Origin of the sequence: Pseudomonas sp. (genome assembly GCF_030690725.1) — a bacterium.
In the GTDB taxonomy this organism is placed as follows: Bacteria; Pseudomonadota; Gammaproteobacteria; order Pseudomonadales; family Pseudomonadaceae; genus Aquipseudomonas.
The window spans coordinates 34,415-53,589 of record NZ_JAUYGD010000001.1; the positions used below are offsets into that span (position 1 = coordinate 34,415).

15 protein-coding genes are annotated in these 19,175 nt (G+C 64.2%); 4 read left to right on the top strand and 11 right to left on the bottom strand.

Annotated features, from left to right (window positions below; all coding sequences use genetic code 11):
• Positions 1 to 25 precede the first annotated feature (25 nt).
• The gene (locus Q8O69_RS00155; protein ID WP_305588854.1) at positions 26 to 1,339 is read left to right on the top strand and encodes an FAD-binding oxidoreductase; all 1,314 of its coding nucleotides are present in this window, start codon (positions 26 to 28) and stop codon (positions 1,337 to 1,339) included.
• A 97-nt stretch (positions 1,340 to 1,436) separates the two neighbouring features.
• Here the strand turns inward: Q8O69_RS00155 and Q8O69_RS00160 are convergent, their stop codons facing one another.
• Positions 1,437 to 3,428 carry an alkaline phosphatase D family protein gene (locus tag Q8O69_RS00160; RefSeq protein ID WP_305588855.1) on the bottom strand — a complete coding sequence of 664 codons (1,992 nt, stop codon included), beginning with the start codon at positions 3,426 to 3,428 and terminating at the stop codon, positions 1,437 to 1,439.
• Between the two features lie 93 nt (positions 3,429 to 3,521).
• On the bottom strand, positions 3,522 to 4,205 hold the full coding sequence (locus Q8O69_RS00165; protein WP_305588856.1) for a Crp/Fnr family transcriptional regulator: 684 nt from the start codon (positions 4,203 to 4,205) through the stop codon (positions 3,522 to 3,524).
• Between the two features lie 92 nt (positions 4,206 to 4,297).
• Between Q8O69_RS00165 and Q8O69_RS00170 the strand changes: the two genes are divergently transcribed.
• Positions 4,298 to 4,822, top strand: a complete 525-nt coding sequence (locus Q8O69_RS00170) for a DUF962 domain-containing protein (RefSeq protein WP_305588857.1) — start codon at positions 4,298 to 4,300, stop codon at positions 4,820 to 4,822.
• Positions 4,823 to 4,970: 148 nt separating this feature from the next.
• Here Q8O69_RS00170 and Q8O69_RS00175 read toward each other — a convergent pair whose 3' ends face one another.
• Together Q8O69_RS00175 and Q8O69_RS00180 are read right to left on the bottom strand one after the other, a co-directional pair.
• A complete protein-coding gene (locus tag Q8O69_RS00175) occupies positions 4,971 to 5,714 on the bottom strand; it encodes a hypothetical protein (RefSeq protein WP_275959994.1) in 744 nt (247 codons plus the stop codon).
• A gap of 102 nt (positions 5,715 to 5,816) precedes the next feature.
• Complete coding sequence (locus Q8O69_RS00180) at positions 5,817 to 6,629, bottom strand: helix-turn-helix domain-containing protein (RefSeq protein ID WP_305588858.1); 813 nt, start codon at positions 6,627 to 6,629, stop codon at positions 5,817 to 5,819.
• Positions 6,630 to 6,754: 125 nt separating this feature from the next.
• Here Q8O69_RS00180 and Q8O69_RS00185 point away from each other — a divergent pair, with 125 nt between their 5' ends.
• Complete coding sequence (locus tag Q8O69_RS00185) at positions 6,755 to 7,186, top strand: hypothetical protein (RefSeq protein ID WP_305588859.1); 432 nt, start codon at positions 6,755 to 6,757, stop codon at positions 7,184 to 7,186.
• Here Q8O69_RS00185 and modC read toward each other — a convergent pair.
• The 5 genes from modC to nirB form a co-directional block, all read right to left on the bottom strand.
• On the bottom strand, positions 7,169 to 8,311 hold the full coding sequence (gene modC, locus Q8O69_RS00190) for a molybdenum ABC transporter ATP-binding protein (RefSeq protein WP_305588860.1): 1,143 nt from the start codon (positions 8,309 to 8,311) through the stop codon (positions 7,169 to 7,171). The genes Q8O69_RS00185 and modC overlap by 18 nt on opposite strands.
• On the bottom strand, positions 8,308 to 8,988 hold the full coding sequence (modB, locus tag Q8O69_RS00195; protein WP_305588861.1) for a molybdate ABC transporter permease subunit: 681 nt from the start codon (positions 8,986 to 8,988) through the stop codon (positions 8,308 to 8,310). The genes modC and modB overlap by 4 nt, the downstream gene beginning before the upstream one ends.
• A 12-nt stretch (positions 8,989 to 9,000) precedes the next feature.
• Positions 9,001 to 9,747, bottom strand: coding sequence for a molybdate ABC transporter substrate-binding protein (gene modA / locus Q8O69_RS00200; protein WP_305588862.1), 747 nt, complete (start codon positions 9,745 to 9,747; stop codon positions 9,001 to 9,003).
• A 239-nt stretch (positions 9,748 to 9,986) separates the two neighbouring features.
• Positions 9,987 to 10,364, bottom strand: a complete 378-nt coding sequence (nirD, locus tag Q8O69_RS00205) for a nitrite reductase small subunit NirD (protein WP_305588864.1) — start codon at positions 10,362 to 10,364, stop codon at positions 9,987 to 9,989.
• Positions 10,364 to 12,919, bottom strand: coding sequence for a nitrite reductase large subunit NirB (nirB, locus tag Q8O69_RS00210; protein WP_305588865.1), 2,556 nt, complete (start codon positions 12,917 to 12,919; stop codon positions 10,364 to 10,366). Before nirB ends, nirD begins: the two co-directional genes overlap by 1 nt.
• 542 nt (positions 12,920 to 13,461) lie before the next feature.
• Between nirB and Q8O69_RS00215 the strand changes: the two genes are divergently transcribed.
• The gene (locus Q8O69_RS00215; protein WP_305588866.1) at positions 13,462 to 17,526 is read left to right on the top strand and encodes a bifunctional nitrate reductase/sulfite reductase flavoprotein subunit alpha; all 4,065 of its coding nucleotides are present in this window, start codon (positions 13,462 to 13,464) and stop codon (positions 17,524 to 17,526) included.
• Positions 17,527 to 17,716: 190 nt separating this feature from the next.
• On the opposite strand, the gene Q8O69_RS00220 is transcribed toward Q8O69_RS00215, so the two are convergent.
• Positions 17,717 to 18,343 (bottom strand): bifunctional 2-polyprenyl-6-hydroxyphenol methylase/3-demethylubiquinol 3-O-methyltransferase UbiG, encoded by a 627-nt coding sequence (locus Q8O69_RS00220; RefSeq protein ID WP_305588867.1) that lies wholly within the window; start codon positions 18,341 to 18,343, stop codon positions 17,717 to 17,719.
• 4 nt (positions 18,344 to 18,347) lie between these two features.
• Entirely contained in the window at positions 18,348 to 19,172 is an 825-nt protein-coding gene (aroE, locus tag Q8O69_RS00225; protein WP_305588868.1) for a shikimate dehydrogenase, read from the bottom strand.
• Positions 19,173 to 19,175: the final 3 nt, after the last annotated feature.

Genomic DNA, 19,175 nt, shown 5'->3' on the forward strand with positions numbered 1-19,175 from the left:
GCCAGCCGCACCCAGGAACCCTCTTATGAACGCCGCCATCAAACCCGTAACGCCCGCCGCCGAGCGCTGCCCGTCCTACTACAGCGCCACCCTCAATGAAGAAACCGACTACCCGACCCTGCAGGGCGAGGTCAGCGTCGATGTGGTGATCATCGGTGGCGGTTTTACCGGCGTGGCGTCTGCCGTGGAGTTGGCCGAGCGCGGCCTCAAGGTGGCGATTGTCGAGGCCAACAAGATTGGCTGGGGCGCCACCGGGCGCAACGGCGGCCAGGTCACCGGCAGCCTGTCGGGCGATGCGGCGATGACCAAGCAGATGCGCAACACCTTGGGTGAGGAGGTTGAAGACTTTATCTGGCACCTGCGCTGGCGCGGCCACGAAATCATCAAGCAGCGCGTGGAAAAATACGCCATCCAGTGCGACCTCAAGCACGGCCACCTGCATGCGGCGATGAAGCCCGTACATATGCAGGAACTCGAAGCCACCTACGCCGAAGCGCAGCGCCGGGGCATGGGCGCTGACGTGACCCTGCTCGACCGCGACGGCGTGCGCAGCCACCTGGCCAGCGACCTGTACAACGGTGCGCTGAAGAACACCCGCAATATGCACCTGCACCCGTTGAACCTGTGCATCGGTGAAGCCAAGGCCGCCGCCAGCCTGGGCGCGCTGATTTTCGAACACTCCGAAGTGCTGGAGATCATCCACGGCGCCAAGCCGGCGGTGGTCACTGCCAAAGGCCGGATCAATGCCAAGCAGGTGCTGCTGGCCGGCGACGTGTACCACAAGCTGGAGCCGAAAAAGCTCAAGGGCATGATCTTCCCGGCCATGGGCGGCATCGTCACCACCGCGCCGCTGGGTGAGCTGGCCAAGCAGATCAACCCGCAGGACCTGGCCGTGTACGACTGCCGCTTCGTCCTCGACTACTACCGCCTGACCGCCGATGGCCGCCTGCTGTTCGGCGGCGGCTGCAACTACTCCGGGCGCGACTCGCGGGATATCGCCGGTGAACTACGCCCCGGCATCGAACAGACCTTCCCGCAGCTCAAGGGCGTCAACATTGATTTTCAGTGGAGCTGCGCCATGGGCATCGTGATCAACCGCATCCCGCAGCTGGGCAAGCTCTCGGACAACGTCTGGTACTGCCAGGGCTACTCCGGCCACGGCATCGCCACCACCCATATCATGGGCGAGATCATGGCCAACGCCCTGACCGGCACCATGGGCCACTACGACACCTTTGCCGCCTGCTCACAGATCAAGGTGCCGCTGGGCGACGTGTTTGGCAACCCGATGCTGGCGGCCGGCATGTGGTACTACCAAATGCTGGAAAAGCTGCGTTAAGCCATTCGCCATAACAGATCGCGGGCATGGCGGAGTGCCGCCCAGCCGCTCCTACAGGCTTACGCATATCGTAGGAGCGGGCCATGCCCGCGAGCCTTTAGCCTCTTCCTGCGGGGCTGAGTGCGGTTTGCGGAGCAGGTGCCTTATCCCGGTCATCAACAAAAGCCACCGCTGGCGAGCCATCGGCATTTAGCTGATAGATCGCGCTCGGCTGGCCTTGCTTGTTGAAGAACACCTGACCCAGCCCCGCGCCATTCCACAGGCGTTCGCCGGCCTTGCTGCGCGAGGGGATGCGCGGTTTGACCTGCATGCGCCGACGCGTGGTCAGCCAGTTGAGCGGCGACCAGGGCGCGTAGAGCCAGCGGTTGAGGCGGTCAAACCAGTCAAGCAGGCGCGGCGGGAATTCGTTTTTCAGGCCGCTGCTGGTGATCTGCCAGAGCTGCGGGCCGCGTTTGCGCTGGCGGATCAGCACCTCGTAGACAAACGAGTAATGCACATCGCCGGAGAGGATCACGTAGTTCCCCGGCGTGCGCGAGTGGCGGAAGATATTCAGCATCACCTGCGCCGCACCACGGTGGGCCATCCAGTTTTCCGCATCGACCATCAGCGGATGGCCGGCCCAGCTGAAGACCTTCTGGATGGTCTCGATCAGCTTGACGCCGAATATCGGCGCGGGGGAGACGATGATCGCCGACGGATGATCAAGCAGCTCCTGCTGAAATTCGCACAGCGCTTCCCAATCCAGCAAACCGGACGGACGCTTGAGGTTGCGCTCGCTGCGCCAGCGCCGGGTGCGGGTATCCAGCACCACCAGCGCCGGGGTGCTCGGCAGCACGAACTGCCACTGATGAAAGCTCAGCAGCTCGTCGATCAGCGCGTCCTGCGGCTGACAGTCCATATGGTTGGCGGCATCGCGTCCCTCGGTCATCGCGCGGATCATCTGCAACGGCTTGGCGAATACATCGGGGTTGTTGCCCCAGCCCTGACACAGCAGGTAGGCGATCAGCGCATTGCCGATGATGCGCTTGGAAAACGGGTGGCCGTAGGCCGTCTCTTCCCACTGCGCGGAGAGGTTCCAGTCATCGGTGATGTCGTGGTCATCGAAGATCATCAGCGTCGGCAAATGGGCGAGGGCGCGGGCGACCTGGCCCAGGCCGCCGCGAAAGGCTTCAATACGCCCGCGCTCAGCTTGGTAGCGCGGCACTTCCTCGGCGCTTAGCGCCGGCATTTCGGCATCCAGCAACGTCCAGGGCACGGGCGACCAGACCAGCAGGTACATGGCCAGCACCTCGGCGCAGGTCACCAGGTGGTTGTCGGCACTGTTGGTGGTGAACACCGGCTTTTCCACGCCGCCGAAAAAGCGCTCGCGCAGGGTTTCGTTGCTCTTCAGCGCTGGCAGCAACTCGGCGCGTTGGTAGTAGCTGGCCGGGTGCTGGTACAACGCCGTGCTGTCGGCGACCACTGCGCCTTCCAGGTGCTCGCCGAACAGACCCAGGCGCTCGATCACCTGATGAATCGCCCGCAGCATCGGCCCACTAACATCATCGGCGTAGATCTGGTCGCCGCTCATCAACAACAACGCCGGGCGCTGTTCGGGGGCATGTGCTTCGGCCAGCAGGCGGTCGGCGCAAAGCAGGCCATCGGCCGCCGGGTGATGCGGCTTGCGGCAGGAGCCGTGAAGCAGATGATCCAGCTGCGCACGCAGCACGAAATTCGCCTGGGTCGCGCCGTCGTACAGCAAGTGCGGCGCCCAGTCGGCGATGCCCAGCGCGGCCTGATCCGGCTGTTCAATCAGCAGGTCGTAATCAATCTGCATATCGCAGGGCAGCGGGGCGTCGAGCGCCAGATCAAGCAGGTGGATAAACGCCTGCTCACCGATCTGGATGACCTGGCAGCTGTCGCCAGTCAGCGGCAAGCGCTGTGGCTCAGGCGCGTCGCCATGGCTCAGCTGCAGAGTAAGGGTCAGCGGCCGGCTGCCGACCAGCCACAACACCAGGCGCTGTGACTCCATGCGGCGCAGCAGCGGGCCGGCCAACACCAGGGGCAGGTCAGCGTGGGCGACAGTGGGGGTAACAGCGGTTATCGGCATCAGGACATCGGGCTCTGGTGGCATGCAGGTCGGCAATAGAGCGCCATTCTGCGCCACAGGTTCAGTCTTTGCAGCCTGCCCGGCCGGTTTGGCTCACTGCGCCGCCTGACGCAAGCGCGGCAGATCGAGGATTTCGATCTCGCCATAGGTCAGGCGCAGAATGCCCCGGCCTTCCAGTTCCTTGAGGATCTGGTTGGTGGTCTGCCGGGAGATCGCCAGCATCAGCGCCAGCTGTTCCTGGGGCAGATGCAGAACCCGACGCGGCTCGCCTTCGCCGTAGTTTTCCGCGATCAGCAGCAGGCGCCGGGCCAGGCGCGGGGCGGCGGGCAGCAGGCTCATTTCTTCCAGGGCGATAAATGCCAGGCGCAGTTTATGGCTCATCAGCAGGGCGAAGTCGCGCCAATACTGCGGCTGCTGTTCGAGCAGCGCCAACAGCCGCGCCTGCGGCACCAGCAGCAGAGTGGAGGGGCCTTCGGCAAAGGCATCGTGGGTGCGCGGTTGGCCGTCGAACAGGGAAATCTCGCCAAACCAGTAGGGCGGTTCGACCAGGGTCAGCAGCGCTTCCTTGCCGGTGGCGCTGACCGCGCCGATGCGCATGCCGCCCTCAACCACCGCATACAGGCCGCAGGGCTTATCGCCCCGGCGAAACAGCACCTGCCCGGGTGCCAGCTGTTGCACCTGGGCAGCGGCCAGCAGGGACTCCTGCAATGCAGCGGGCAGGGCGCTGAACCAGTGGCCCTGACGCAGGCGCGCCTGATAGCTGTGGCCGCTGTTCATCGACGGTTCCAAGAGGTTTGTCGGCTAGCTGACAGAGCGCTGCGCGGGCGAGGGTTCATGCTGGCCACCTGTCTTGCATGAGGAAAATAATAATGAAAACCCTGGTTGATCATCTGGCTCAATACGCGGCCTATCACCGCGACCAACGCAATATTCTCAGCCACTTTATCGGTATTCCACTGATCGTTGTGGCGGTAGCCGTGCTGCTATCGCGCCCCGGCTTCGAGCTGCTCGGTCTGTGGCTGTCCCCAGCCCTGCTGGTGGCTCTGGCGGCAGGGGTGTTTTACCTGCGCCTGGACCTGCGTTTCGGCCTACTGATGGCACTGCTGCTGGTGCTCAGCCTATGGGCGGCAGCGGGCCTGGCCGTGCAATCGACAGTGGTGTGGCTGAGCAGCGGCATCGGCCTGTTTGTGATCGGCTGGATCATCCAGTTTGTCGGCCATTACTACGAAGGGCGCAAACCGGCATTTGTCGATGACGTGATGGGCCTGGTGATCGGCCCACTGTTCGTCGCCGCCGAAGCAGCCTTCCTGCTGGGCCTGCGCAAAGAGGTTGAACAGGCGATCGTCGAGCGCGCCGGCCCGACCTGTATTCGCGAGAAGAAAGCCACTGCCTGAGACTGCCAAGACCATTAAGCCGTAGCCCGGATGTAATCCGGGAGCGGTGATGCTGCTCACCCAAACGTCCCGGATTGCATCCGGGCTACAAAGCAGCCGCTCACCTGCTTAACCCCGATCACCAACGCGCAGCAGATCGAAGACGGACTTAGTACATCGCCATCCACTGCGTGGTCAGCGAGCGCGTTTGCCGGTGCACGGTGATTGGCGCAAATGGCCGGCCCGAGGCGCTCTGCAAGGCGCTGCTCTGGCTGTTGAGGTCGACCAGCGCGGCCTTGAGGTATTCCCAGCGGGTTTTCAGCTTGCCTACCTGCGGGTCGGCCTTGCCATCCAGCGCGGCAAGCTGCGCATCCACTGAGGGCACGATCTTGCGTTCGTCCTGCCCGAGGTAGGTGTCGGGCTGTTCGCGGGCAGTTTCGAAATTGCCGAAGTAGGCGCGGCTGAGGTACTGCACCGAGAGGTATTCGAGTTTGGCGGACAGTTCGCTGTCATCCGGGCCGGCCAGCTTGCGGGTTTGCTCGAGCACGCCGAGCAGGGCTTTGCTGAGGTCCTCGGGGTAGCGCCAGGGCATGTCATCTTCGCTTGGGCCAAAGGCCACGCCACGGCGAATCTGCACCACCAATTCCTGATGGGCGCTGCGCAGGGCATCGCTGTTTTGCGGCAGACTTTGCACCGCTGCGGCCAAGGCCTGCAGATCGGTTTCCAGGGCGTCCTGGTGTTTCTTTTGGAAACCCTCACCGCGTAACAGCATCAGGCTGCTGGTAACCCGGCTGGCCTGCACCTGCACCTGTTCCTGGGGAGTAACGGCCTGGGCAAAGGTCAGCGGCGAGAGGCCGGCCAACAACCCAATAACCGCGAGCAATAGCGAGCGAGACAGCGTTGTAGAACGCATACGTGGGGTGCTCCTTATTATTTTTGTGAGCAGTGCTGAACCAGGTCAGCTTATACAATCGCGCGCCACAGGGTACTGCACTGAATACTGGAGAAAAGCAGCCTAAAGAGTGATTTCGTCGGAAAGATGCGCCGATTCGGCCAAGTCACGCAGGTACTGCGCGCTGAAGGCATCGGCCGGGAAAAAGGTTTCCAGCGCCAGCTCCGCCAGGGTGATGTCGTTGGCAGTACCAAACACCGTGGTGGTGCCGATCAGGCTGACCACGCCCTGCTCGCTGGCAAACTGCAATGGCATCAGCACCGTGTCGCTGTCGAACTGCGCGGGCGCCGCCGGCCCCGGATAAGCATTCAGCTCATCCCACAGCGCCTGCAGCTGGGCATCACCGCTGGCCTGAATATCGCGCTGCAACCGCGCCAGCAGGTAGGCGCGCCACGACCCAAGGTTGACGATACGCGGGGCCAGCCCGCCCGGATGCAGACTCAGGCGCATGACATTAATCGGCGGCTCCAGCAACTCTGGAGCGATGCCGACCAGAAAAGGTTCGATGGCACTGTTGGCCGCCAGCAGGTTCCAGTGGCGGTCGATGGTCAACGCCGGATAGGGCTCGTGAGCCTTAAGCAGCAGCTCGATGGCGGTTCGCGCGGCCGCCATGGCCGGCTCGGACAACGCGTGCTGAGTAAACAGCGGTGCATAACCAGCAGCACTCAGCAGACGATTGCGTTCGCGCAGCGGAATATCCAGCTGCTCGGCGAGCAACAGCAGCATCTCGCGGCTGGGCTGGGCGCGCCCGGTTTCAACGAAACTCAGGTGGCGGGTGGAAATATCGGCCTCGCAGGCGAGGTCGAGCTGACTAAGACGACGGTGCTGGCGCCACTGGCGCAGCAGGGCCCCGACGGGCTGGATTTGACTGTTCATGGGCATCGACGATAGACCAGCGAGGTCATTGCAGCCATTACCTGCGAGGTAATCGACGCGGCGCGCGGATCGGCGAAATCTAAGGGCAAGCCGCCATTTCGGCGGTCCTTTGTGGAGACTTCGCCATGACCACCTTGCAACCTTCGCTGTTACTGCGCCGCGCCCTGCTCGCCGATGGGCTGGTCGGTGTGGCCACTGCCGCGCAACTTCTGCTGCTGGCCGACTGGCTTAGCGGCCTGCTGGCCCTGCCGCGTGAATTGCTGCTCGGCGCCGCCCTGGTGCTGCTGCCGCTGGCGGCCTTTCTACTCTGGCTATCGCGCCGCGAAAGCATGGCGCGGGCGGCGGTCTACACGGTGATCGGCCTGAACGCGCTGTGGGTGGTGCACAGCGTGCTGTTGCTGCTCAGCGGTTGGGTCACGCCGAACCTGCTCGGCTACGCCTTCGTGATCGTCCAGGCCGTGGCCGTGCTGGTGTTTATCGAGCTGGAGCTGATCGGCCTGAAGCGCTCGCAGGTCGTCCCCGGCGCGTTTGCCCAGACATCAGTTGGTGCTCAGTAATGACACCGACTTGACCTGCGCCCACAGCGATTGCTCGCGCTGGATCTGCAGGCGGTCGAAGGAGTAACGGGTGATGCGGGCTATTAATTGCTCGCCACCCACCTGCACGCGCACCAGCACATGCGCCTGCTCGGCGACGTTGATCCAGTCCAGCACCCGCGCCGGCAGCAGGTTGAGCACGCTGCTGTCCTCGGCCTGCTGCAGGCTCAGGCTGACATCCCGCGCCTTAACCTTGATCCGCACCGACTGGCCCAGCGGCAGCGGCCCATGGGGCAAGCGCAGGTTGATCTGGCTATCCGGCAATTGCAGGTAGAGCAGCCCGTAAGCCTGGTCATGCGCGGTAACTACGCCGTCGACCACCGCTTCGGCATCGTCCTCGAAGACAAACGGCAGGTCGGCGCGCAACAAGGTTTCCTTCAAGGGGCCACTGGCGCTGACCTTGCCGTCCTCGAGCAGCACCAGGTGATCAGCCAGACGCGCCACTTCATCCGGCGAGTGGCTGACGTAGACAATCGGAATCTCCAGCTCCTGATGCAGGCGCTCCAGATAGGGCAGCACCTCCTGCTTGCGCTTGAGGTCGAGGGACGCCAGCGGCTCGTCCAGCAGCAGCAAGCGCGGGCTGGTCAGCAGGGCGCGGGCAATGCCTACGCGCTGCTGCTCGCCGCCGGACAGCTTGCCCGGCAGGCGCTCCAGCAGATGCTCAATGCCGAGCAATTCCACTGCCTGCTCCAGGGCAATCCGCCGCTGCGCAGCGGGGATGCGCTTCAACCCGTACTGCAGATTGCGCTGCACCGTGAGGTGGGCAAACAGGTTGGCATCCTGAAACACGTAACCCACGGCGCGTTGATGCGCCGGCACGAAGATGCCCTGGGCACTGTCCTGCCACAGCTCGCCGTTGACCTGCAGGTAGCCTGCGCTCGGCTGATCCAGTCCGGCAAAACAGCGCAGGCAACTGGTCTTGCCCGAGCCGGAATGGCCGAACAGGGCACTGACGCCGCGACCGGGCAGGTTCAGCTCAACATCCAGAGTAAAACCGGCATACGCCACCTTGAAACGCGCGTGGATTTCGCCCGCCCCGGCGACTGTACGAATCACCGGATTGCGCCGCGCCAATGGCCAGATCATTGCCACACCCGCGTGCGGCTACGCCCGGAATACAGTGCCAGCAGCACGATAAAGGAGAAGAGCACCATGCCGCCCGCCAGCCAGTGAGCCTGGGCGTACTGCATGGTTTCCACATGGTTGTAGATCTGCACCGACGCCACCTGGGTCTTGCCGGGGATATTGCCGCCGATCATCAGCACCACACCGAACTCGCCCACGGTATGCGCGAAGCCGAGAATCGCCGCCGTGATAAAGCCCGGCTTGGCCAGCGGTAGCACCACCGTGAAGAACGCATCCCAAGGCCCGGCGCGCAGCGTCGCCGCCGCCTCCAGCGGCCCCCGGCCAATCGCCTCGAAGGCGTTCTGCAGCGGCTGCACAACAAAGGGCAGGGAATAGAACACCGAGCCGATCACCAGTCCGGCAAAGGTAAAGGTCAGGGTGCCCAGGCCGAGGCTCTGGGTCAGCTGGCCGATAAAACCGTGCGGGCCCATGCTCACCAGCAGATAGAAGCCAATCACCGTCGGCGGCAGCACCAGCGGCAGCGCGACGATGGCGCCAATCGGCTGCTTCCAGCGCGAATCAGTGCGCGCCAGCCACCAGGCAATCGGCGTCCCGATCAACAGCAGCAACAGGGTGGTCAGCGATGCCAGCTCAAGGGTCAGCAGTACCGCAGCGAGATCGGCTTTAGTCAGTGGCATCGCAACCGCCTCTTAGAGTTGGTAGCCATAGGACTTGATAATTGCGGCTGCTTTTTCGCCCTTCATGTAATCCATAAAAGCCGCAGCGGCTGGGTTGCGCTCGCCCTGCTTGAGGATCAGCGCATCCTGCTTGATCGGCGAATGCAGCTCGGCTGGCACGATCCAGGCCGAACCGCTGCTGAGCTGACCGTCCTGATACACCTGCGACAGCGCGACAAAGCCCAGCTCGGCATTGCCGGTGGCGATAAAGTGCAGTGCCTTGGCGATGCTTTGCCCCGTGACCAGCTTGCCCTGCACAGCTTCGGTCAAACCGAGCTTATCCAGCACCTGGGTTGCTGCCAGGCCATAGGGTGCGGTTTTCGGGTCGGCAATCGCCAAGTGCCGGTACTGGTTGGCCTTGAGCGCCGCGTCGCTGCCATCCAGATAACCCGGCGTGGCCGACCACAGCACCAGGCTGCCAATTGCATAGGTAAAGCGCGAGCCACTGACGCCCAGGCCTTCGCTGTCGAGCTTGGCCGGGGTGCTTGCATCGGCGCTGAGCAACACCTCGAATGGCGCGCCGTGCTGAATCTGCGCATACAGCTGCCCGGTCGCGCCGAAGGAAGCGACCACGCTGTGACCTGTATCTTTCTCGAACTCGGCGGCAATCGTCTGCAGCGGCGCAGTGAAGTTAGCCGCCACCGCGACCTGCACCTGCTCAGCCAGGGCCTGGCTACTGAAAATCAGAGCGGCGAACAGCGCCGCGATACGCGCTTGCATGGATAACTCCTGGGTGTGCGACCGCGTTGCAACGGCGGTGCTGTCGACGCTGATTCACCTGGCTACTCTACCTTCGCTATATCTCGCGATATACAGCGATTTGCGTAATAAGGGCTTGGCAGAGCAACAAAAATAGGGCTGCCGAAAGAATCGACAGCCCTGCGGGCTGAGCTGCATCAAGCCAATTACTGACTCAATAGTCAAGTAGCGCCCTATTCAGCCCGGCTTGCCCAGTGGTTTTAGCTCAGGCCAATTTCCACCCGGTCACCCTGCAAGCGCACCGGCCAGGTGCGCAGCTGCTGCTCGGGATATTCCAGGCAGCTGCCGTCTTCCAGGCGGTAGTGCTGTTTGTACAGCGGCGCGGCGATCACCAAGTCGCCAGCCAGGCTACCGACAATACCGCGACCGATAACGTTGGCGCCGGACTTCGGGTCGCGGTTATCGACGGCATACAGCTGCTTGTCACTGGCCTCATTGGGCAGATAGAACAGCGCCACCTGGGCGCCGTCGACCCAGGCGACCACGCCGGAATTGGCCACCAGATCGGCTCGGCTGCACAGGGCGCGCCATTGCACGCTGGTGTGTTCGATTGTTGCGGTTGCGCTCGACTGGCCCATCAGACCACCTCCTCGGCTGGAATAAGTTGCAGTTCGGCGGCGCTGATCGGGCGGCGCTGACCCCGTTCTTCGACAAACTGGATGTCCGGATCGCCGCCCTGCTGGTTGACGAAGGTGCGGAAGCGCTTGAGCTTCTCCGGGTCCTTCAGGGCGTTGGCCCATTCGCACTCGTAGCGGTCGATTACCAGCTGCATCTGCGCTTCCAGTTCGGCGGCGAGATTGAGGCTGTCGTCGATGATCACTTCCTTGAGGTAATCCAGGCCGCCTTCCAGCGACTCGCGCCACACCGAGGTGCGTTGCAGGCGGTCGGCGGTGCGCACGTAGAACATCAGGAAGCGGTCGATATAGCGGATCAGGGTTTCATCATCCAGATCGGTGGCGAACAGCTCGGCATGGCGTGGGCGCATGCCGCCGTTGCCCGCCACATAGAGGTTCCAGCCGTTCTCGGTGGCGATCACGCCAACGTCCTTGCTCTGCGCCTCGGCGCATTCGCGGGTGCAGCCGCTGACCGCAAACTTGATCTTGTGCGGCGAGCGCAGGCCCTTGTAGCGGTCCTCCAGCAGCAGCGCCATGGCCACGCTGTCCTGCACGCCGTAACGGCACCAGGTGCTGCCCACGCAGCTCTTCACCGTACGCAGCGACTTGCCGTAGGCGTGGCCGGTTTCAAAGCCGGCGGCAATCAGCTCGGCCCAGATATCCGGCAGTTCGTGCAGCTGCGCGCCGAACAGGTCGATGCGCTGGCCGCCGGTGATCTTGGTGTAGAGGTCGTACTTTTTCGCCACCGCGCCGATGGCCAGCAGGCCGTCCGGGGTGATTTCGCCACCGGGAATACGCGGCACCACCGAGTAGGTGCCGTTCTTCTGCATGTTGGCCATAAAGGTGTCGTTGGTGTCCTGCAGCGGCACCAGCGCGGGGTCGGTGATCGAGCGGTTCCAGCAGGAGGCGAGGATCGAGCCCACCGCCGGCTTGCAGATGTCGCAGCCGACATGGCCGCGACCGTGCTTGGCCAGCAGCGCCTCGAAGCTCTCGATGCCTTCGACGCGAACGATGCCGTACAGCTCCTGGCGGGTGTAGGCGAAGTGTTCACACAGGCTCTTGTCCACCACCACGCCGCGCGCAGTCAGCTCGTGCTCGAACACCTGCTTGAGCAGCGCCGAGCAGCCGCCGCAACCGGTGGCGGCGCGGGTAGCAGACTTGAGCCCGGCGAGGTCGCCGCAACCGGCATCGATGGCCGAGCAGATCGCGCCCTTGCTGACGTTGTGGCAGGAGCAGATGGTCGCGGTGTCCGGTAGCGCATCGGCACCCAGCGCCGGGGCGCCTTCGCCTTGCGGCAGGATCAGGCAGGACGGGTCAGCCGGAAGCGCAATGCCGTTCTGCACGTACTGCAGCAGGGTGTCGTAGTAGCTGTTGTCGCCGACCAGCACGGCGCCGATGGCCTGCTTGCCGTCGGCAGATACGACCAGACGGCGGTAGCTGGCGTTGGCTTCGTCGATAAAGCGGTAGCTGCGCGAACCGGCGGTGGCGCCGTGGGCATCGCCGATGGAGCCGACGTCGACGCCGAGCAGCTTGAGCTTGGTCGACATGTCCGCGCCCATAAACGGCTCGCTGTCTTCGCCGCACAGCTGGGTGGCGACACTGCGGGCCATCTGGTAGCCAGGCGCAACCAGGCCGAAGATGCCGCCGTTCCACGCCGCGCATTCGCCGATGGCGTAGATGGCCGGGTCGCTGGTGCGGCACTGACTGTCGATGGCCACACCGCCGCGCGGGCCGAGTTCCAGGCCGCACTGCTTGGCGATGGCGTCCTGCGGGCGAATACCGGCGGAGAACACGATCAGGTCGGTTTCAAGGAATTCATCACCGGCAAAGTTCATCCGATAGCGGTACTCGCTGCCCGGGGTGATCGACTGGGTGCCGCGCGACAGGTGCACGCTGACGCCCAGGGCTTCGATCTGCGCCTTCAGGGCCAGGCCGCCGTGATCATCCAGCTGCACTGGCATCAGGCGCGGGGCGAATTCCACCACATGGGCTTCCAGGCCCAGGGACTTCAGCGCGTTGGCCGCTTCCAGACCGAGCAGGCCACCGCCAACCACCACGCCACGGCGCGCGCTCTTGGCGGCGGCCTGGATGGTGTCGAGGTCGGCCAGGGTGCGGTAGACCAGGCGCGAATCGCCTTCGGCGCCTTCAATCGGCGGCACGAACGGGTAGGAGCCGCTGGCCAGCACCAGCTGGTCGTAGGGGAAGCTGCCTTCGGCGGTGATCACTTCGCGGCGTTCGCGGTCGATCTCCAGCACCGGCACACCGAGGTGCAGGGTCACGCCCGGCGTCTGGTACAACTCGGCACCGCTGAGGGCCAGGGATTCGGCATCGCGGCCAGTGAAATACTCGGAGAGGTGCACGCGGTCATAGGCGCGCAGCGGCTCTTCGCTGAACACATGGACCTGATAGCGGGCGAGTGCGCCACGTTCGATCAGTTGCTCGACGCAGTGATGGCCGACCATGCCGTTGCCGATGATGATCAGCCGTTGCTGGTCTGTGGAGGTATCTGTGCTGTTCATGGCATTTCCCGGCCGAAGCTCATCAGGTTTTTCTGCGGCAATAAAAAAGGCGCCTGAAACCTTGCGGTTTCAGGCGCCTTTGCCTGTTCTGTGCGGTGCCTGCATGGCACCTGATACCCATTACCTATAGAGGCTGGCGATCGCCATTGATCGAATGGGCGGCCCGAATGTGGCGGGCTCGCCGGGGCTCATGCAGCGCTTGTGCCAGTTTCCCCGCAGCGGCCTGCGGCCCGCATTGCAGCGGGCTACAGGCGCAGTTGCAGGCTCACCTGCCCGGCGCGATAAAGACCCAAAAAGAGGCGATAAGGGCAGCCTGCGCCCCATTATGAGTCGCGTAAAACCCGCCCAGCAGCCCCACACACACCTCGCCAGGCCTTGCCGCGCGGGCATTCGAGCCGCGCTGGCGAACCCTGGCGCGTGCCTTGCTATAGACTCACCCAGGTAATCAACGCTGATTGCCCATCCACGACAAAGACGCCGTGCCGCTCCCGTTTCGACGGAGGGTTGCATGGCGTTTTGCGTTTCAGGTGCAGGAGAGGGGTGTGGCGAACAAAACGGTTCGGAGTGTCTGTCCATATTGCGGCGTCGGCTGCGGCATCGTCATGCAAGTGGAAAACGGCAAGATCGCCAAGGTCAGCGGTGACCAACAGCATCCGAGCAACTTCGGCCGCCTGTGCACCAAGGGCAGCACCTGCGCCCAGCCGCTGAACGAATCCGGCCGCATGCATCACGCCTACCTGCGCAGCGAACGTAACCGTGACCCTGGGCAAATCGCCATGGATGCCGCCATCAGCGCCGCCGCCGCCCGCCTGCGCGCGATACTCGACGAACACGGCCCGGACGCCATCGCCCTGTATGTCTCTGGGCAGATGTCGCTGGAGGCGCAGTACTTGGCCAACAAGCTGGTCAAAGGTTACCTGGGCAGCAACCAGATCGAATCCAACTCGCGCCTGTGCATGGCCAGCGCCGGCAGCGGCTACAAGCTGTCGCTGGGTGCCGATGGCCCACCCGGCTCATACCAGGATTTCGACCGCGCGGATGTGCTGCTGGTGATCGGCGCGAATATGGCGGACTGTCATCCGATCCTGTTTCTACGCCTGATGGCGCGGGTCAAGGCCGGCGCCAAGCTGATCGTCGTCGACCCCCGGCGCAACGCCACGGCGGACAAAGCCGACCTGTTCCTGCAGATCAAACCGGGCAGCGACCTGCTGCTGCTCAACGGCCTGCTGCACCTGCTGCACAAGAACGGCCACACCGATCCAGGCTTTATTGCCGAGTTCACCGAAGGCTGGGAGGTCATGCCGGACTTCCTTGAGAGCTACACCCCCGAATACGTCGCCGTCCACACCGGGCTCAGCGAAGCAGCGATCCGCCAGGCCGCACGCTGGATCGGCGAAGCCGGCGAGTGGATGAGCTGCTGGACCATGGGCCTCAACCAGAGCACCCACGGCACCTGGAACACCAACGCCCTGTGCAACCTGCACCTGGCCACCGGCAAGATCTGCCGCCCCGGCAGCGGGCCGTTCTCCCTTACCGGCCAGCCCAACGCCATGGGCGGCCGCGAAATGGGCTATATGGGCCCCGGTCTGCCGGGCCAGCGCAGCGTGCTGGTGGACGACGACCGCGCCTTTGTCGAGCAAGTCTGGGGCGTGCCGGCCGGCACCCTGCACACTCGCCTGGGCGGCGGCAGCGTGACGCTGTTCGAGGATCTGGCAGCCGGCAAGGTCAAGGCCTGCTGGATCATCTGCACCAATCCGGTGGCGAGCATGGCCAACCGTAGCAAGGTGATCGAAGGGCTGAAGGCCGCCGAACTGGTGATCGCCCAGGACGCTTTTCTCGACACCGAAACCAACCGCTACGCCGACATCCTCCTGCCCGGCGCACTGTGGGCCGAAGCCGAAGGGGTGATGATCAACTCCGAGCGCAACCTGACCCTGATGCCGCAAGCCGTCGAGCCGCCCGGCGAGGCCATGGCCGACTGGCAGATCATCGCCAAGGTGGCCTGCGCCATGGGCTTCGCCGACGGCTTTAGCTACAGCTCGGCCGAGCAGGTATTCGAAGAGATCAAACGCTTCCACAACCCTAAAACCGGCTATGACCTGCGCGGCGCCAGCTACCCGCGCCTGCGCCAAACGCCGCTGCAATGGCCCTGCGCCAGTGAAGAGGGCGACGGGCGTATGCCGATTCGCTATCAAAACGACGGCATCAGCCAGACGCTGCACATCCGCGAAGATGGCAGCACGCCGCGCCTGGCCTTTGCCACGCCCAGCGGCAAGGCGCAGTTTTTCCCGCGCCCGCACCTCGACCCGGCGGAAATGCCCGATGCCGACTTCCCATTCGTACTCAATACCGGGCGCCTGCAGCACCAGTGGCACACCCTGACCAAGACCGGCAAGGTCGCCACGCTGAACAAGCTCAACCCCGGCCCTTTTATCGAAGTGCACCCGCAGGACGCGGCCGCCCTCGGCGTGCGCGACCGCGACCAGCTGGAGGTCCGCTCGCGGCGTGGCCATGCCGTGCTGCCGGTGCAGATCAGCGACCGCGTGCTGCCCGGCGGCTGCTTTGCGCCGTTTCACTGGAACGATGTGTACGGCGATAACCTGGCGATCAACGCGGTGACCAGCGACGCCATCGACCCCATCTCGCAGCAGCCGGAATTCAAGTTCTGCGCCGTCAGCCTGCGGCGTATCGAGCTGATCGCCCATCAACGCCTCGATACGCCCACCGCCGAGGCAGTCGACAGCACTCGCCTATCTCTCCCGCCCGAGGAACTTGCGATGTCCAGCATCGACACCTTTGCGGCCCTGGTCGGCGTAGATTGCAGCGCGCCGCCGCCCCTCAGCGAAAGCGAGCGCAGCTATATGGCCGGCTTTATCAGCGGCTTGCGCAGCAACCCCGGCGGCGGTGTGCCCAGCCTGCCAAGCCAGGCGCCCCTGGCCGAGCCGACCCGCCTGTGGCTAGATGGCATGCTCGCCGGAATATTCAGCCGCGTCGCACCCGCGGTGCTGGCAACAAATCCTGCGGTAACCCTGTTGTGGGCCTCGCAGACCGGCAATGCCGAAGCGCTGGCCGAGCGCCTGGCCGCGTACCTGAGCGAAGCCGGAGTGGCCGTGGCGCTCAGCTGCATGGCCGATTACCCACCGCAACAATTGGCCAGCGCCGGCTCGGTGTTGCTGCTCAGTAGCACCTTCGGCGACGGTGATGCGCCGGACAACGGCCAAGCCTTCTGGAATGCCCTGCAGACCAGCGACCTGCGCCTGGAAAATCTGCGCTATGCGGTACTGGCACTTGGCGACCCGAATTACGAGCAGTTCTGTCAGCATGGCAAAAACCTCGACCGTCGCCTGGCCGAACTCGGCGCCACACCAATGCGGGCCTGCCTGGATTGCGACAGCGACTTCGACGAGGCCGCCTCAGCCTGGCTAAACGAACTGCTACCACTGCTGCGCCCGGCGGCAACGGCAGTTCCTCCACACAGCGCCGCTTCAACTGAACCCGTCAGCACGGTGAACAAAACCCAGCCGCTTCCTGCGCGTCTGGCGCTTAACCTGCGCCTGAACGCAGCAGGCGCGAGCAAGGACACTCGCCAGATCGCCTTCGCCCTGGGCGACTCCGGCCTAGCCTACGAAGCCGGCGATGCCCTCGGCATCTGGCCGCGCAACTGCCCGGAGTTGGTCGAGGAAGTGCTCGAACTGGCGCGCCTTGACGGCGAGCAACGGGTCAACGTGGCCAAGGTCGGCGACCTGCCGCTGCGCGAGGCGCTGAGCAGCCATTTCGAAATCGCCCGACCAAGCAACGAAGCCCTCGCCCTGGTCGCCGAACGCAGCGCCAGCAGCGAGCTGCACAGCCTGCTTGGCGAGCGCAAGGCCGAGCTGAAGGACTGGCTGTGGGGCCGCCAACTGGCCGATGTGCTGCAGGCCTATCCGGCCGAACACACGGCTGGCGAGCTGCTGGGCAGCCTCAAGCGCCTGCAACCACGCCTGTATTCCATCTCCTCGAGCCCCAAGGCGCATGCCGGCGAAGTGCACCTGACCGTTTCCGCCGTGCGCTACGGCAAGCGCAAGGGTGTGGCCTCAACCTTTCTTGCCGACCGTGCGGATAACCGCGAGGTGCCGCTGTTTGTGCAGAGCAACAAATACTTCCGCCTGCCGCAAGATGGCGACGTGCCGATGATCATGATCGGCCCCGGTACCGGCGTGGCGCCGTTTCGCGGCTTTCTTCACGAACGTCGTGCGCGCGGCGATACCGGCAAGAACTGGCTGTTCTTCGGCGAGCAGCATGCGGCCAGCGACTTCTACTACCGCGACGAGCTGACGGCGATGCAGCACGACGGTCTGCTGACCCACCTCAGCCTGGCCTTCTCCCGCGATCAGGCGCAGAAGATCTACGTGCAGGATCGTATTCGCGAGCAGGGCGGCGAGCTGTGGCGCTGGCTGGAGGAGGGTGCGCAGCTGTATGTCTGCGGCGACGCCAACCGCATGGCCAAGGATGTCGAGCGGGCGCTACGGGATGTGGCGCGCGAGCACGGTGGTTTAAGCGAGGAAAAAGCCGCCGAACATATCCGCCGTCTGGCCGAACAGAAGCGTTATCTGCGTGATGTGTATTGAGTAGGGTGGATCACGCTTCATCGATCCACCATTGCGGTGGACGTGAAAAACGACGTCCACCCTACGGACTGAGCCAGGCTCTGCCCCTGTTTCGTAGCCTGGATAAGCCGAAGGCGCAATCCGGGTATCACGGCATCACCGAGCCCCCTTTCCCGGATTACGCTGCGCTAATCCAGGCTACAGCCGAGCGTTAGCTGCGCCGCCAGACGCTGGCCAGCCAGGGCTGCTGCTCACGCGGTAAGCCTGCCGGGCGGTAGTAATGCTGCAGTTCGCTAAAGCCTGCGGCGTTAAGCAGTAGGCGCCAGTTGGCCAGGTCGTGATAGGCGCCGTAGCGCTCGCCATTCCAGCCTTCCTGGTTCTCACCACGGGGGTTGGAGCTGAACAGCACACCGCCGGGTTTAAGGGTGGCATGCAGCTGCTGCAACACCCGTGGCAGTTCCTGGCGGGGAATATGAAACAACGAGGCATTGGCAAACACCCCATCGAAGCGCTCAGGCGGCAGATCCAGGGCAAGAAAGTCCTGCTGCCAGGCCTCGCAGCCACTGTCGGCGCGGGCCATTTCGACAAAGCGCGCGCAGCCGTCCAAACCGACGGCGCTGTGGCCCATGGCGCTAAAGGTGCGCAGATCGCGTCCCGGGCCGCAGCCGAAATCGAGAATCTGGTAGGGCGCAGTGGCCTGAATATGCGCGAGCAGGGCGGCGATATTCTGGCTGACATCGTGATCGCGGGTACCCTCACGAAAGTCTTCGGCGCAGTCCTGATAATGGCGCAGGGTCAGCGCGCTGATCTGCGCCAGCTCATCCGTGCTCAATCCCACGGTCTTAGCTCTCGGCCAGCAGGCGACGCAGTTCGGCCAACACCGGCGCGCTGGCCGGGCGCACACCGCGCCATAAGGCAAAGGCTTCAGCGGCCTGCTCGACCAGCATGCCCAGGCCATCCAGGGTGCGCGCCGCGCCATGCTCGGCAGCCCAGCGGTTAAAGGCGGTCAATTCCTTGCCGTACATCATGTCGTAGCACAGGGTATGGCCCGGCTGAATCAGGCTTGGCGCAATCGGCGGCAACTCGCCGGCCAGGCTGGCCGAGGTGCCGTTGATAATCAGGTCCACCGGCGCGTCGATCCAGTCATAGCCGCTGGCAACCACCGGGCCCAGGTCGGCGAATTCACGGGCCAGTTGCTCGGCCTTCTCCACCGTACGGTTGGCAATCACCAGCGCCGCCGGCTGCTCGGCCAGCAACGGCTCCAGCACCCCGCGCACCGCACCGCCCGCGCCGAGCAGGAGGATGCGTTTGCCTTTGAGGGTTACCCCGGCATTCACCGTCAGATCACGCACCAGGCCGGCGCCGTCGGTGTTGTCGCCGAGCAGGCTGCCGTCGGCGAGCTTCTTCAGGGTATTTACCGCGCCAGCACGTTGAGCACGGGCGCTGAGCTGATCGGCAAGAGCAAACGCCTGCTCCTTGAACGGCACCGTGACATTGGCACCCAACCCTTCGGCAAAGAATGCGCGGGCGAAGCCGGGGAAGTCATCCAGCGGCGCGAGCAGGGCGTCATAGCTCAACTGCTCGCCGGTCTGCTGGGCAAACAGGCGATGAATCAGCGGCGACTTGCTGTGGCCGATGGGGTTGCCGAATACGCCGTAGCGGTCCATGAA

Coding starts and splice junctions, on each gene's coding strand:
- modC (WP_305588860.1), bottom strand. CDS start 8,311: ATGATCTGGCCATTGGCGCGGCGCAATCCGGTGATTCGTACAGTCGCC.
- nirD (WP_305588864.1), bottom strand. CDS start 10,364: ATGGGCCAGTCGAGCGCAACCGCAACAATCGAACACACCAGCGTGCAA.
- Q8O69_RS00175 (WP_275959994.1), bottom strand. CDS start 5,714: ATGCGTTCTACAACGCTGTCTCGCTCGCTATTGCTCGCGGTTATTGGG.
- Q8O69_RS00185 (WP_305588859.1), top strand. CDS start 6,755: ATGACCACCTTGCAACCTTCGCTGTTACTGCGCCGCGCCCTGCTCGCC.
- Q8O69_RS00165 (WP_305588856.1), bottom strand. CDS start 4,205: ATGAACAGCGGCCACAGCTATCAGGCGCGCCTGCGTCAGGGCCACTGG.
- Q8O69_RS00170 (WP_305588857.1), top strand. CDS start 4,298: ATGAAAACCCTGGTTGATCATCTGGCTCAATACGCGGCCTATCACCGC.
- nirB (WP_305588865.1), bottom strand. CDS start 12,919: ATGAACAGCACAGATACCTCCACAGACCAGCAACGGCTGATCATCATC.
- modB (WP_305588861.1), bottom strand. CDS start 8,988: ATGCCACTGACTAAAGCCGATCTCGCTGCGGTACTGCTGACCCTTGAG.
- aroE (WP_305588868.1), bottom strand. CDS start 19,172: ATGGACCGCTACGGCGTATTCGGCAACCCCATCGGCCACAGCAAGTCG.
- Q8O69_RS00155 (WP_305588854.1), top strand. CDS start 26: ATGAACGCCGCCATCAAACCCGTAACGCCCGCCGCCGAGCGCTGCCCG.
- Q8O69_RS00180 (WP_305588858.1), bottom strand. CDS start 6,629: ATGAACAGTCAAATCCAGCCCGTCGGGGCCCTGCTGCGCCAGTGGCGC.
- Q8O69_RS00160 (WP_305588855.1), bottom strand. CDS start 3,428: ATGCCGATAACCGCTGTTACCCCCACTGTCGCCCACGCTGACCTGCCC.
- modA (WP_305588862.1), bottom strand. CDS start 9,747: ATGCAAGCGCGTATCGCGGCGCTGTTCGCCGCTCTGATTTTCAGTAGC.